This window comes from Halovenus rubra (assembly GCF_026586665.1).
Taxonomy (GTDB): domain Archaea; phylum Halobacteriota; class Halobacteria; order Halobacteriales; family Haloarculaceae; genus Halovenus; species Halovenus rubra.
This window is the reverse complement of sequence record NZ_JAODIY010000045.1, coordinates 1-12,914: the sequence shown is the minus strand read 5'-3', so window position 1 is coordinate 12,914 and position 12,914 is coordinate 1. Positions and strand designations below refer to the sequence as shown.

Annotated in this window: 16 protein-coding genes and 1 pseudogene; 12 read left to right on the top strand and 5 right to left on the bottom strand. The window is 59.0% G+C overall.

What is annotated here, in order from left to right; all coding sequences use genetic code 11:
* Window positions 1-214: 214 nt before the first annotated feature.
* Window positions 215-679 (top strand): nucleoside deaminase, encoded by a 465-nt coding sequence (locus N5098_RS16295; protein WP_368408038.1) that lies wholly within the window; start codon window positions 215-217, stop codon window positions 677-679.
* Between the two features lie 30 nt (window positions 680-709).
* On the opposite strand, the gene N5098_RS16290 is transcribed toward N5098_RS16295, so the two are convergent.
* Entirely contained in the window at window positions 710-1,033 is a 324-nt protein-coding gene (locus N5098_RS16290; RefSeq protein ID WP_267638904.1) for a DMT family transporter, read from the bottom strand.
* Between the two features lie 374 nt (window positions 1,034-1,407).
* Here N5098_RS16290 and N5098_RS16285 point away from each other — a divergent pair, with 374 nt between their 5' ends.
* On the top strand, window positions 1,408-1,758 hold the full coding sequence (locus N5098_RS16285; RefSeq protein WP_267638903.1) for a DUF488 family protein, N3 subclade: 351 nt from the start codon (window positions 1,408-1,410) through the stop codon (window positions 1,756-1,758).
* Window positions 1,759-1,762: 4 nt separating this feature from the next.
* Here the strand turns inward: N5098_RS16285 and N5098_RS16280 are convergent, their stop codons facing one another.
* A complete protein-coding gene (locus tag N5098_RS16280) occupies window positions 1,763-3,673 on the bottom strand; it encodes a multicopper oxidase family protein (protein ID WP_368408036.1) in 1,911 nt (636 codons plus the stop codon).
* 105 nt (window positions 3,674-3,778) lie between these two features.
* Between N5098_RS16280 and N5098_RS16275 the strand changes: the two genes are divergently transcribed.
* Together N5098_RS16275 and N5098_RS16270 are read left to right on the top strand one after the other, a co-directional pair.
* Entirely contained in the window at window positions 3,779-3,931 is a 153-nt protein-coding gene (locus tag N5098_RS16275; protein WP_267638901.1) for a twin-arginine translocation signal domain-containing protein, read from the top strand.
* 74 nt (window positions 3,932-4,005) lie between these two features.
* On the top strand, window positions 4,006-4,320 hold the full coding sequence (locus tag N5098_RS16270; RefSeq protein ID WP_267638900.1) for a plastocyanin/azurin family copper-binding protein: 315 nt from the start codon (window positions 4,006-4,008) through the stop codon (window positions 4,318-4,320).
* A gap of 116 nt (window positions 4,321-4,436) precedes the next feature.
* On the opposite strand, the gene N5098_RS16265 is transcribed toward N5098_RS16270, so the two are convergent.
* Window positions 4,437-4,580 (bottom strand): hypothetical protein, encoded by a 144-nt coding sequence (locus N5098_RS16265; protein WP_229121881.1) that lies wholly within the window; start codon window positions 4,578-4,580, stop codon window positions 4,437-4,439.
* A 42-nt stretch (window positions 4,581-4,622) separates the two neighbouring features.
* On the opposite strand from N5098_RS16265, the gene N5098_RS16260 reads away from it, so the two are divergent.
* The 4 genes from N5098_RS16260 to N5098_RS16245 all read left to right on the top strand — a co-directional run bounded on the left by N5098_RS16260 (window position 4,623) and on the right by N5098_RS16245 (window position 7,085).
* A complete protein-coding gene (locus tag N5098_RS16260) occupies window positions 4,623-5,963 on the top strand; it encodes an RNA-guided endonuclease InsQ/TnpB family protein (protein WP_267638899.1) in 1,341 nt (446 codons plus the stop codon).
* Between the two features lie 79 nt (window positions 5,964-6,042).
* Window positions 6,043-6,333, top strand: coding sequence for a transcriptional regulator (locus N5098_RS16255; RefSeq protein ID WP_267638898.1), 291 nt, complete (start codon window positions 6,043-6,045; stop codon window positions 6,331-6,333).
* Between the two features lie 96 nt (window positions 6,334-6,429).
* A complete protein-coding gene (locus N5098_RS16250; RefSeq protein WP_267638897.1) occupies window positions 6,430-6,807 on the top strand; it encodes a winged helix-turn-helix domain-containing protein in 378 nt (125 codons plus the stop codon).
* The gene (locus tag N5098_RS16245) at window positions 6,804-7,085 is read left to right on the top strand and encodes a DUF7521 family protein (RefSeq protein WP_267638896.1); all 282 of its coding nucleotides are present in this window, start codon (window positions 6,804-6,806) and stop codon (window positions 7,083-7,085) included. Before N5098_RS16250 ends, N5098_RS16245 begins: the two co-directional genes overlap by 4 nt.
* 165 nt (window positions 7,086-7,250) lie before the next feature.
* On the opposite strand, the gene N5098_RS16240 is transcribed toward N5098_RS16245, so the two are convergent.
* Both N5098_RS16240 and N5098_RS16235 read right to left on the bottom strand, forming a co-directional pair.
* On the bottom strand, window positions 7,251-7,652 hold the full coding sequence (locus N5098_RS16240; RefSeq protein WP_267638895.1) for a SpoIIAA family protein: 402 nt from the start codon (window positions 7,650-7,652) through the stop codon (window positions 7,251-7,253).
* A gap of 12 nt (window positions 7,653-7,664) precedes the next feature.
* A complete protein-coding gene (locus N5098_RS16235) occupies window positions 7,665-8,588 on the bottom strand; it encodes a cation diffusion facilitator family transporter (RefSeq protein ID WP_267638894.1) in 924 nt (307 codons plus the stop codon).
* Window positions 8,589-8,840: 252 nt separating this feature from the next.
* On the opposite strand from N5098_RS16235, the gene N5098_RS16230 reads away from it, so the two are divergent.
* The 4 genes and pseudogenes from N5098_RS16230 to N5098_RS16215 form a co-directional block, all read left to right on the top strand.
* Window positions 8,841-10,001, top strand: coding sequence for a hypothetical protein (locus N5098_RS16230; protein WP_267638893.1), 1,161 nt, complete (start codon window positions 8,841-8,843; stop codon window positions 9,999-10,001).
* 329 nt (window positions 10,002-10,330) lie between these two features.
* A complete protein-coding gene (locus N5098_RS16225; protein WP_267638892.1) occupies window positions 10,331-11,332 on the top strand; it encodes a DUF6610 family protein in 1,002 nt (333 codons plus the stop codon).
* Between the two features lie 77 nt (window positions 11,333-11,409).
* Window positions 11,410-11,757, top strand: coding sequence for a DUF8013 domain-containing protein (locus N5098_RS16220; RefSeq protein ID WP_267638891.1), 348 nt, complete (start codon window positions 11,410-11,412; stop codon window positions 11,755-11,757).
* A gap of 408 nt (window positions 11,758-12,165) precedes the next feature.
* Window positions 12,166-12,810, top strand: a pseudogene (locus tag N5098_RS16215) (ArdC-like ssDNA-binding domain-containing protein); the annotation flags it as partial.
* Between the last annotated feature and the right edge of the window lie 104 nt (window positions 12,811-12,914).

Sequence of the window (12,914 nt, the reverse complement as noted above, 5' to 3'; positions counted from 1 at the left end):
GGGACAATCATGCTCCTTACTCTAGCTCGATCTGGAGCCATCGCTGACCAAGACGAGGAGGTACGAATGTCAATCCATTTCGGGTTCTGTCACAACATTCAACGTCGTCACTATTCGACAGATGGGGGCAGTCGACAGGAGTCACCTCCGTCCTGCCGACACGCCAAATCGCCGTCCAAACAAGTTTCCCACCCACAAAGACTACTATACAGTTATGACTGCTCCCGACTTCGACGAATTCAATCACGACGCACATATGCGCGAGGGCTTCGAACTCGCGCGTGAGGCCGCCGCTCGGGGCGACGAACCGTTTGGCTCCGTGCTCGTCCGCAACGATACGGTCATGATGAGTGATTCGAACCGTGAGATCACGGAAGATGACATCCGACACCATCCCGAACTCCATCTCGCGTACCGTGCGTGCCGAGAGTTCGATCCTGATGAACGTGCTGAGATAGTGATGTATACGAGCACTGAACCCTGTCCGATGTGCGCTGGCGGGGTGGCGACAGCTGGATTCGGGCGCGTCGTTTACAGTGTCGGGAGCGATGAAATTGCGGCGTTCACTGGGAACGAGCCAACGGTCCCTTCCGCGGACATCCTAGATGGTGTCAGCGACGTTGTCGGGCCAGTTTTGAACGACGAAGGGCGTCAGATCCACCAGGAATACGACTGGTGACCATGCCGGACTCCAGTCAGTGAACCGTCGCTAGTGGCCGCCAGAGACGAGGTGGAGGCCGACAATTCCGAAGACAATCACGGAGATGAAGAGGAGGCGGGCACACGTCGCCGGTTCGTCGAACAAGACGATACCGAGCGAAGCGGTCCCGACCGCCCCGATCCCCGTCCAGACAGCATACGCGGTCCCAATCGGCAGGTCTTGTATCGCTATTGCGAGTAACACCATACTGATGACGAGCGCGATGACTGTGCCCGCTGTCGGGATCGGTTCTGAGAGGCCGTCAGAATACTCCAGGCCGATCGCCCAGCCAATCTCGAACAGGCCAGCGATGAAGAGCAATATCCACGACATTCCCCTAGCTCTTGTTCACAAATTGGACTATAGCTTTCGATATCGACGGACAGCCGTCGATTCGATATCTGCTGGACGAGGGGGCTCCATTCAGCCTGCACCCTGCAGCACTGCGTCAATCTGCTGGGAGAATCAATGTGAGTGTCCTGCCTGCTGGACGGCCACCTGACGGCATAGGCCGACCGTCTCCCCGACTTTCGCGATATCATAGTAACCCCGCCAGGCAGGGACGGCACAGACATCCACCGGGAGGTTGACTACGCTGGATGTCGAACTGCCAAGATAGAGATCATCTCAACCTCCGACCTCCTCGAGGATACGGACGTCGCAGCACTGCAGCATGACTCGTTGACGTTCCCGCGAAGGCAACACTCGTGGACGTGGTTCGACGGCCAACCGGCTGGTTCAGAGCGACGATCGACGAGAACTACCCGGCACTCGGTCCAGCCCCAGACCTCCTCGACGAGTTCAAACAGCGCCACGAGGATTTCAGAATGCAGGGGCTGTGTGATGAAGGCGCCCATAATGCTGCCTGGGACGAGGTCGGATTCGAAGACCGGTACCGAACACATCTCACTGAGGTCGCGAATGCCCAAGACGCAGTCGCTGAATTCATAGACCGGGTTCGTGCGGAGGAACAGATCGTCTTCGTCTGTTTGGAGAACACCGACCAGAAACGATGTCATCGAACGCTTGTTAAAGCCCATCTCACTGCACGGCTGTAGTCTGTCATTCAGCCGGGTGCGTACCGCTCGTTGAGTTTCTCGATCCGGGTATTGATTTCGGTGAATCGCTGGATCCGTCATCGTCATTGATATCGTCGGCAGAATCCGGCAGTACGCTGAAGGGCCGCATCATGTCGTGGTCCTCGTGTTCGAGCATGTGGCAGTGCCACATATACCAGCCGATTTGGTCGTTGAATAGCCCCTCGAACTCGCCGAAGTGCACGAGCACGTGGGTTACCTCCCCTGGGTTCGCCGTGACGACGTCGTTCCAGCCAGTTTCTTCCGGTGCGGGGGGTTCGAGGGCCTCGACATCGATCGTCTCCGCTTCGGGGTCGTACTCACTGAACGGCTGTCGCCCGAGCACCTGGAAGTGCACGAGGTGAAGATGCATCGGGTGGGACGTGCCTGTCTGATTCGCGAAGCTCCAGATTTCCGTGTCGTTAAGGGTGGGCTCCTCGGTAACTGGGTCGTACAGCCTGTGGGGCGAGGACTCCGCATCCGAACCCAGGAGGTGCAATCGTCGTCCGTACTCGTCGGTACTCATGGTCAATGGGAGATACCGTTCCTCGGTAACCGAGTCGACGGGGATGTCGGGCACGTCCGTCAGCGTATTCGGAACCTGGCTAGGGTCGTCGATATCACCGACGGCGACGTCGATGAGCATCACTTCCGGCAGCGGCTGTTGACCCCCGGTATTGATGTTCGGTCCACGGTAGGGCGCCGCGGCGTCGTTGTGTACCAAGAGTGTCTGTCCGGCGTAGTCCGAGAAGTCAACGACGACGTCGGCACGCTTGCCCGTGCCGATCTCCAGTCGCTCCTCGATCGTGACCGGTGAGGCCAGTAGCCCACCGTCGTTGCCGACGAGGGTGAACGGTGGCCCGCCCGTGCCGGTCGTTCCGTCCGACTCGTCGTACTCGAACAGCTTGAGGTTATAGAATCGACTGTTCGAGCCGTTGAGGATGCGGAATCGGTACTTCCGGGGGTCGACCGAAAGCCGCGGCCAGGCCTTCCCGTTGACGACGGACGTGTCGCCGAAGAACTGCGGAACGATGCTCGGGTCGGGGTTCGGCGGGTCGCTGTCCGTCCCGGAGATGGCGGTCGGGTAGAACAACGAGCCGTCCTCGTTGAAACTGCGGTCCTGGAGCACCAGGGGAATCTCGTACTCGCCCGACGGCAGACCGAGAGACTCCTCGTGATTGTTCCGGAGGAGGTAGAGTCCGGCGAGACCGGCGTAGACGTTCAGTCGAGTGATGCCGAGCGAGTGGTCATGATACCAGAGCGTGGCCGGGGGCTGGTCGTTGACGTAGTAGTAGTCCTTCTTCTCGAACTTCGGGCCGGTGTGCTCGAAATCCCGCGTGAACCACGCCTTCGGCTTGCCGTCGCTCGTGTGCTCGACGTTCCCGCCGTGGAGGTGAGTCACGACCCGCACGCCGGTACTGTCGTAGGGAATCGTGCTGCTGTGTATGGTCGTATCGACCGGCAGGAGATGCTCGTCCGGCAGCTTGTTCTTCCAGCGCACGTAGATTGGGTCACCCTGCCGAGCCTCGATCGTCGGCCCCGGGCACTGGCCGTCGTACCCCCAGACAGTCGTTGGGGGAAGATCAGGGTGGATCTGCTGCTCGATCTCGCGCATTTCCACCTCGTAATAAGGGTTCCCGTTTTTCGTCCCGACCGGTTCCACGACACCTGGACGGGGGACTTCCGCAACCCACTTTTCGAGCTCGGGCGACGAATGGTCAGTCGGGGTTGGCTGTGAGGGGGGTTCTGTACTCTGGTCAGTTGGGTGTGAAGGGGTTCCTGTACTACCGGTCGGGGCTGCACACCCTGCGAGACTTAGCGCGCCAGCACTGCCCGCCGCTACGATGAATTCTCGCCGTGAAATGCCGGTGCCGGGCGCTCTAAGGCGATCACTCATTGTTATGGGTGGAATTTCGAGAGTGGTGACGGTCAATCGACGGCGGAATCCCGAGCGGTGGGAATCCGCCCAAGTGGTCTATCAATGGCGTGCCGACGGTCAGGTATGGAGCGTCGACAGGTACTAAAAGCAGGTGGCGTCGCGGCAACCGCAGGTCTCACCGGGCTCGCTGGCTGTAGTAGCTCGAACCCCGACGCAAGCGGTAAGACGGATACACCATTCGAACGGGGATACGAACACGGTACTAATGGTCACTAAGGGAAGCGAGTATTACTTCGATCCAATCGGGCTCTTCGTCGAATCCGGTCAAACCGTCACGTTCGAGAACAATAGTGGCAGCCACTCTGCGACAGCATACAAGAAGGGGAACGGACAGGCATCAGTCACACGCATCCCCTGACGGGGCCGAAGCCTTCGACAGCAGGATACTCAGCGAACAGGGCGCGACCTTCGAACACACCTTCGAGACTGCAGGAACATACGACTACTTCTGTACCCTGCACAAGGGCCTCAATATGGTCGGTCGTATCGTTGTCGGCGAGCCCGGTGGTCCCGCGGGGGGAAGTATGCCGCCAGACGGAGAGGTCCCCGAGAGCCAGACAATCGTCGACCAGGGTGCGGTGTCGTACAGCGACTTCTCTGGGTGACGACAGCACACCAGATACTGGCTGAAACTTTGCGAAGAGACACCTTTCAACAGCGAGAGAGTCCCGCCGTTCACGGCGGGCGTGAATCGCGTAAGCTCCGGTGGGAAACCGTCGTGTTACTGCTGGTTCTGAGTCTCCAACGCTTCCAGACCTGCTTTTAACACCTCTGCATAGCCTTCCGAGAGGTCCAAATCGTTCGCTTCTGCGTAGTCTTTGACTCGGCCACCGAGCGTGTGTGAAATATCGATGTTGGGACGCATGACGAAAAGACTTAAAGACTAAAAGTATAATAATCTGTCGTCGTGAAGCGTACCAACACGTTCGCCGTGCGACCGCTCTCCGATACCGGAGAGCAACTGCTACGCGACCTGTTGGACGCTTCCGCTGCTCTCTGGAACGAAGTCAACTACGAACGCCTCATGCGGTACAACGACGAAGGCGGATACGAAAACGAAGACGTGTGGGACGCCGATACAGGCCGACTCGAAGGCAAATACAAAGGCGTCCTCGGTGCGTCCACCGCCCAACAGGTGATACGGAAGAACTCCGAAGCATGGCGCGGATTCTTCGAGAACAAGAAAGCGTATCACGACGATTCGGATACGTCCGTCACTGAATACCCGGAACCACCGGGATTCTGGGGCAACAAAGACGAGGGCCGCAAACTCCATACCGTCATCCGCAACACGTCGTACACCGTCGAATGGGGCGAACGCTCCCGACTCGAAATACTGGTCGGGAGTGAATTGAAAGACCGATACGACCACACTGGGCGTCTCCGTTTGGAAATCACTGGCGACCCGAACTGGCCCGAGTACGAGAAACAGGGTCGGTTAGACCTGTGGTACGACGAGACTGATAGCACGTTCAGGGCTTCGCAACCCGTGACTGTTTCTGACGAGACACGGGATACTCCACTGGCCGAAGAGACGGCCGCTCTGGACATTGGTGCAAACAATCTCGTCGCCTGTACCACTACGACCGGCGAGCAATACCTGTACGAAGGCCGCGAGTTGTTCCAGCGATTCCGCGACACGACGCGAGAAATCGCCCGGTTACAGTCGAAACTCGAAGAAGGCCGATACAGTAGCAAGCGTATCCGGCGACTGTACCAGAAACGGACTCGTCGCCGGGACCACGCTCAGGAAGCGTTGTGTCGTGACCTGTTGGAACGACTGTACGCCGAAGGCGTGGACACACTGTATATCGGCGGGTTGACCGACGTACTGGACACGCATTGGTCGGTCGAGACAAACGCCAAGACCCATAACTTTTGGGCATTCAAGCAATTCACCGAGCGACTGGTCTGTACTGCCGAAGAATACGGTATCACGGTCGAAGTCCGGTCAGAGGCGTGGACCAGTCAGGAATGCCCGCAGTGTGGTTCGACAGTCCGAACGACACGGCATCAGGACACACTCACCTGTCCGTGTGGGTTCGAGGGGCACGCCGACCTTACAGCGTCGGAAACATTCCTAGAGCGGCACACAGAGGAAGCGGTCAGGCCGATGGCACGGCCCGTGCGGTTTGAGTGGGACGACCACGACTGGTCGGAGTCACCACGCTCTCACCGTCCCAAAGAACAGCGCACAGACCCGAGTACCGTCCACCGTGACGGGAATGTTGCCTCCGGCGAGTCGTAGACCGGTTGAGACTCCCCCGGAGGAAACCCCGGCGTTCACGCCGGGGAGGATGTCATGCAGAAAGCGGGGGCTATGCGTGATGACCGAGCACGCAGAATCGCGTCACGAGAAGGAAGCGACCGCTGGCCGAGCAACGGATGTGATGAGTGAAATTGGTCGAGAACTCGACCAGGAAGTCCTCGCCATACTCGGCGCGGAGTCGCCGCTCCATGTCATGGATATCGCCCGCACTGCAGATCGCCATCCGATCACGGTCGACCAAACGTGCGCCCGACTCCATGAGCACGGCCAGATCCATCCAGTCGGTCGAGGCCTCTACAAGATTACTGACGATGGAAAACGGCAGACCGGAGACGACTCCGAATCGTAATATCTGGAGGATGACAGCGTTTGCAGGCTGGTTCCACTCCCGGCCTGGGAAATCGTAATCGCATAGCATATCCCGAGTACCTGCCAAATTCAGACAATGGTGCGTGATTCAGCGTCATCTGAGGACTCGCCATCGCTGCAGGCTGTCCTTGATGCGCTGGACGACGCCGACTGTCGGGCCATCCTCCGTGAAACAGCTGAACCCATGACTGCAACCGAACTCATCGATACCTGCGACATCCCCAAATCGACGTTGTACCGAAAGCTCGAACTCCTCAGCCAAGCCTCACTCGTCCACGAACAGGATACGATCAATCCCAGCGGGGGTCGAACCACGAAATACGAACGCGACTTCGACGACGTGACGATCTCCATGTACGAGGATGACGACTTCTCGGTGACCGTCGAGCGGCCGCCACGGAACGCCGACGAACGGCTTGCAGACATCTGGTCGAAGATGGGGGACGAACTATGATCTGGGTGGAACCAGCCATCGTCGTCGTCAAGACGGTGATCCTACTCCTCGGAAGTGGGATTACGTATATCGCGTTTAGAGCCTATCAGAACACAGGGACACCATCGCTTCGCGTTCTCGGTATCGGATTTGGCGTCATCACGTTCGGCGTGCTGCTTGCAGGGATCGCCCATCAAATCCTCTCGGTCTCCCTGGAGATGGGGATCCTGATCAATAGCATCCTCGTGGCAATTGGCCTGGCGATCGTCTTGTACTCGCTCTATCTCGAACGCGGATGAGACCGCGCAGAGCGATTGATACGACAGTGCTGTTCATCGGAAAACAGGTGAATCCTTCAGCACAATCTCGTCTCTGGGGGGATTCGGGGCCCAGTATCGCTGGGAGAGGAAACCGTGACAACTAGTATACCAACGCCGTACGGACGCCGGTGGTGGATGCACCGATCAATCCTCACTCTGCTGAATCCACTGGAGTGCGTCGAGTCGCTCCTCGAGGTCGAAATATCGCATTGTCTCCGGAGCGACCGGCCAGATCGGCCGAACCGCTCGCCACCAGTCGTAGAGAAGTTTCGCCCACCTTGTGTCCCCGACTGCAGCGTAGCGAGCAATCGTGAAGTCTGGCCCATATCGGAAATCGGGTACAATTCCATGGAGATGTGAGAGAAATGTCGAGAACGTCCAATCCGGAACTTCCTCGTAGACTTTGATAGTACCGTATTGCTCAGACTTCTCGACCAACAACGAGTAGAGGTCCTCGTACCCCTGTCGCGTCCCACGTCCAACGCGGATGGCGACGAGGTTGTCCTCGGTTTCGTCCAGTACCTCAAACATCTGTGTGGAGTCCATTGGGGGCAGGCCTCAGTGCGTATGGGGTGTTTGATCGGTCTGTTCACTATCCGCCTCGTCGACGTCGAGACACTCGACAGTCGCATGGTCGATACCGCGCTCAGTCAGGTGGTCGTGAACTTGCAACCTGATTTCCCGTCGTTCCTCCAGCGATGTTGCTCCGTCGACGAGTCGGACCGTTCCCACCGTCAGCTGGCTACAGACCTGCCAGACGTGGAGATCCTCAATCCGCTCCACACCGTCGAGAGCAGTGAGCTCCGTTTTGAGCTCGTCCGAGTCAATGGGACTTCGTTGGAGGAGAATGGACGTGCTTTCTCGCAGCACTGTCCCCGCAGACCACAGAATCAACAGCGCAATGAAAACTGCCGCGACGGGGTCTGCAACCGGGAGGTCAAACACTGCGACGGCAGCCGTCGAGACGATTACGGCGATCGACCCACCAGCGTCTCCGAGCAGGTGGTAGAATGCACCTCGCTCGTTGAGGCTCATTTCGTCGCCCTGTAGAATATACACTGAGCCGAGATTGACGAGCAGTCCGCCGGTTGCGATGATGATCGTCAAGAAGGGATCGATACTGACCGGATCAAGAAAGCGCTGGTACGACTCCCAGACGATGTATCCGACCATCGGAATGAGAAGAATCCCGTTGAAGAATGCCGCGACGGGTTCGAGGCGGTGCAGTCCGTACGACCACGTCCCACCGCTCTCGAACCGCTCCGCCGTGTAGCCGGCGCTGAACGCCATCACGTAGGCCAACATATCGAACAGCATGTGGAGTGCGTCGCTGATGAGCGCGACAGAGCCGAACAGAAGTCCACCAGCTAACTCCACGACGAATCCGACGAAGTTAACGACCGCAACGAGCGCCAGCTTCCGCGTACTCCTGCCGGAAGCTGTCTCGCTACGTGCCGTCTCCTGCTCGTGAGCGTGGCTCATGTGTTTGTCGGACCGGTGGAGCGGGCGGGTTGCTTGGTTCCAGCCTCGCAACCCATTCCCATGGGAGTTCCGAAATCCATCAGCCGGGAACTGAATAACACGAAAACGCGGCGGCTGTCTGATTAACCAACGAAGACGAGGATTTGCCGGTCGTGTTGGTTACGTGGCGTTGTTTATGCGCCCGCGAGAGGGGCGCAGGGCGCACGATGAGAGCGCAGTCGCGATAGATGAATTCGATTCGAGGTGACCGACATGAAGGATCCCGAATCCAGCACCGTGTTCGCCGGCGTCGACGGACGAACCGACACTGAACTACCCGCCTGGTACCGCCAGAAGAAATCAGTCGACGAACCAGAGTCCTTCGCCGAGGCGGTTCGAGATCTTCCGCAGGCCGTCGAGACGACCGTGGCCTACCGGAACCCCTACACCGACGAGTGGGTCGAGACGGAGCGCTTCAATGCCCTCGTCGAGCCGAGTCGGGCTCGCGACCAAGCGAAGGACGACGAGCCCGAGACGGACCCGCTCTTCCACGTCCCGACAGACAGTTACTCGATCATCAATCCGGTCGATGTCTACCAGCCCCTCGAGGACGTCCTTCGCGAGGAGACCATCGATGGCAGGCCGCTCGGAGACGTGATGTTCGGCGAGATTCGACGCTACCGCGGCGGTGGCGAGGTCCACCTGGACGTCATGTTCGACGGTCTCAAAGTCCGGCTTCCCGGCCGGTCGGAGCCGATCACGATGGGGGTGACCTCCGGTTACGACTTCTTCGGCGATCACGCCGTCTACGTCGATGGCTTCGCCCAGGACGGCTACTGTTCGAACACGATGCGCTCGCTCACCGACAAGGAGGTGATCAAACACGTCGGCGACGTGCGGAACTTCCGATCCTGGTGGGAGGAGATCCTCGCCCAGGTTGAACTCGTCGCCGACGACCTCTTCGAGTTCATCCGAGATGCCCAGGACATCGACCTCGATTTCTCGAACCTCCCATTCGCCGTCACGGAGTTCTACAGTCTCCTCGGATTCCCGGACTACCTGGCCGAGCGTGCTGCCGAGGATGCCGAGGCGAACGCGGCGTCGCCGTTCAAGATCGACATGTGGACGCTGCTTTCCGGCGCGACGTACGCTCTGACCCACCTCTTCCAGGGGAAGGAAGGTGCGTCCCTCGATGGCTACGTCCGGACAGCCAACGACATCCTGTTCAATCCCGAGGGCACCATCGAGCGTGTCGAACAGGCCTATGAGCAGCAGCTGGACGCCGAGGATAGCGATGGGTCGCAGTCCTCGCTTGCCGGCGAGCGGGCGCTCGCGAGCATCGAGCGCGTCAGCGACGACCTGCAGGCGAGCGTCGAACAGTTCGAAGTGCGTGAAGAGGCGCTTCGCGAGCGGTTCCAGCAGGTAACGAACTAGCACCGCCGTCCGATTTTGCGTTTTCTACAAATGGCAAACGAGAATGCGGACCGGCAGTGTCCGGTCTGTGATCGCCGAATCGCGAGCGTGACGATCGTCGGGCCGAGTGAAGCAGTGGTCGCTCCGTGCAGTCATCGAGTGCATCCACACCGGCTCGGCTGACCACCGGACTCGACGCTGAATGGGACCGGTGACACACGTTGTCTCCGAATTAACCAACACCATGCTGGTATCGGAGGGTTGTGTTGGTTAACGGCTGACAGCAGCTGCGTTTTTCGTCCCCTGAAAGGGTGCAGGGCGGCCGGATCCACCCTCGCACAACCCTACTCATGTCGCTCGAAATCAGTACGAGCAGCAGCACTGAGCGCGAGATTACCGCTGCCCGACAAGCTGACAGCGTGGCGTTCCTCCATCGAGCACCGTTCGCAGTCGACGCGTTTCAGCTCGGATTCCTACCTGGATTCCGAGAGGACTGTGGGTATCAGCAGACCCAGTATCAGGACCTGGACATCCCCGTCGGGATGCTTGACAACGATTTTCGGAATCCCGACTTGGATCGATACATCGCCCAGTTTTTCGAGCACGAACCCCAGGTCGGAGTGATCGGCGATGCGTACGAGGTGGACGACGTCGACGAGTACGTGGCCGCCGCCCGCGAAATTCGGGCGAGTTACCCCGATTCAGAACTCGTCATCGTCCCCAAGTGTCGGGCAGTGATCGACGCGATTCCTGACGACCTCGTGCTCGGCTACTCGCGGGGGTACGCCGACCGATTGGCACACGAGTTCTCCGAGCCAACCGACTGGAGGGGGCGGCGTGTACATATCCTCGGTGGTAGCCCACCGAAACAGTGGGACGTTATCCGGCAGCTGACCCGACCGACGCTCACGGACGAGCAACCAGCCGACATCGTCGGCCTCGACTGGAACGGCCTCCATCGGGGAGCACAGTTCGGCGAGTTCTGGACGGCCGACGGCTGGGACGACAGCGGTCGCGATGCAGACCACGTCACGGTTCGCAAGACGGTCCGTCACAGTCTCGCCCGCCTCAAGACCTTCTGGCAGTCTCACGGTGTCTGGCCCGACTCGACACCGCACGACGACACCCTCGAGATCGAGTACGAGGGACCGTCACCAACCGATCTCAATAGTGCTGCGTGTACTGAATGCGGAGCGAACGTCTGGACGACCCGGCGCGGTCCATTCGTCGCCGAGTATGATACCGGCGCAGTCTGTGGATACTGCAGTTACGACTGCTACTTTGCCCACCGCCATCGAAATAACCTTGAGGAAATCGCCGGCGAGCAGAGCGTCTACCTCCCGCCGGCGTGACGCAGCGAGCTGTTTTTCGTGCCCTCCAGAGAGGGCGAGGGCTCGATCCAGAGAGTCCTCAGAGATGGTGATTTTCCGTGAGTCAACAACAGCGTCCGAACAACGTCTCGATCGACGACATTCCAGTCGACGTATCGAACACCCAATCAAGCGAGGTCGACCCCGCTGAGGTACCCGAGGAAATCCGGTCGGTCACTCGTGGACTCGCAAGCGAGCAACCGCCGACGAATCCGCTCGTCGTCCTGAAGGCCGGTGGCTGGTGGTATATACATGGCAAGGGCGGGACCGATCCCGCGTTCCAGTGGGCCATCGAGTGGGTGCGACATCTCGCGACGGACACACCCAGTGATGTCAACCAGTTCGATGCGTTCCTCGAATATCTCGTCACGATCGGGTTCGCTGACGAGAAGGCAGCGCTTCGATAACCAGGCCCCATTCACACTACGGGGTGTTTGACCGGGCACTATCTCGAACAGAAACGAGTCTGACCGCAACCTGTCCAGATAGGAGGACGGTTACTTAGAACCGGTAGCATGCAACGTCTTCTCCACCACAGGTCGGACACGTTTCAGCGTCCTCGGAAAGGGTCGTTCCGCAGTGTCGGCACTCATACAGGGTGGATGTCATGGACATACGAGTCCCAACGACCCCGCGGAGCGTTTCGACGAGACCCATCCTCCCTGTGCTTGTGTCGCACTGGTTGTTAATCCCAGCTTCCGATAGCAACCCCGGCATAAACCCCGCAGTCGCGCCGTCGTTTATTGTGCGCACCCGAGGGGTGCGGCGCGTCCTGACTTCTCGGAGACATCGTCGTACTCGATGTGATGCAATCCATGCTGACAACCAGTGAGTCGGAGGTCTCGTTCGAGGAGACCGACACCCGACACGACGAGATGCACAGTACCATCGAAGACTGGATCGACGAGCTCATTGCAGACGTCGACGAGGCAAAAGCCAGCCAACAGTTCCAGGAGTGGCTCGATGTCCAGTCCCGATTCCACGACTACTCCCATCGCAACACCCTCTTGATCAAGCTCCAATGTCCCGAGGCGACCCGCGTGGCGGGCTACAATACGTGGAGATCGGAGTTCGACCGGCACGTCCAAGAGGGCGAACAGGCGATCTGGATCTGGGCACCCATTATTACGAAGCAGTGCCCCGAGTGCGAGAACTCACCGAGCTACCACAAGCAAAGCGACTGTGACTATGACGAGACATCGCCCGAGGAGTGGTCGAAAGGACTGGTTGGATTCAAACCAACGGCAGTCTTCGATGTGTCTCAGACCGAGGGCGAACCGCTACCCGAGCTGGAAACCGAGGCAGCTGGTGACGCCGACGACCTGGTGCCAGCGCTCCTCCATGCGGCAACTACTCTCGATATCGACGTCCGTGTCGTCGACGCTGCTGAGTGGGAGCATGGCGACGCAAAAGGCGTCTGCAAACACCGGAACCTCCACGAATGCCAACCCGTCGTCGAATAGCCTGTTGCACGGTTACAAATTCAACTCAGACCTATCTGACAGCGTTCACTAGCGATAGAAATGGTCACTTTAACTAGATAGGAAGTCGGATTCAAGGTATG

Excerpts from the sequence above, each read along its gene's own strand:
- N5098_RS16230 (WP_267638893.1), top strand. The coding sequence starts at position 8,841 with ATGAAGGATCCCGAATCCAGCACCGTGTTCGCCGGCGTCGACGGACGA.
- N5098_RS16295 (WP_368408038.1), top strand. The coding sequence starts at position 215 with ATGACTGCTCCCGACTTCGACGAATTCAATCACGACGCACATATGCGC.
- N5098_RS16250 (WP_267638897.1), top strand. The coding sequence starts at position 6,430 with ATGGTGCGTGATTCAGCGTCATCTGAGGACTCGCCATCGCTGCAGGCT.
- N5098_RS16280 (WP_368408036.1), bottom strand. The coding sequence starts at position 3,673 with ATGAGTGATCGCCTTAGAGCGCCCGGCACCGGCATTTCACGGCGAGAA.
- N5098_RS16235 (WP_267638894.1), bottom strand. The coding sequence starts at position 8,588 with ATGAGCCACGCTCACGAGCAGGAGACGGCACGTAGCGAGACAGCTTCC.
- N5098_RS16240 (WP_267638895.1), bottom strand. The coding sequence starts at position 7,652 with ATGGACTCCACACAGATGTTTGAGGTACTGGACGAAACCGAGGACAAC.
- N5098_RS16245 (WP_267638896.1), top strand. The coding sequence starts at position 6,804 with ATGATCTGGGTGGAACCAGCCATCGTCGTCGTCAAGACGGTGATCCTA.
- N5098_RS16290 (WP_267638904.1), bottom strand. The coding sequence starts at position 1,033 with ATGTCGTGGATATTGCTCTTCATCGCTGGCCTGTTCGAGATTGGCTGG.
- N5098_RS16255 (WP_267638898.1), top strand. The coding sequence starts at position 6,043 with ATGACCGAGCACGCAGAATCGCGTCACGAGAAGGAAGCGACCGCTGGC.
- N5098_RS16265 (WP_229121881.1), bottom strand. The coding sequence starts at position 4,580 with ATGCGTCCCAACATCGATATTTCACACACGCTCGGTGGCCGAGTCAAA.
- N5098_RS16225 (WP_267638892.1), top strand. The coding sequence starts at position 10,331 with ATGTCGCTCGAAATCAGTACGAGCAGCAGCACTGAGCGCGAGATTACC.
- N5098_RS16275 (WP_267638901.1), top strand. The coding sequence starts at position 3,779 with ATGGAGCGTCGACAGGTACTAAAAGCAGGTGGCGTCGCGGCAACCGCA.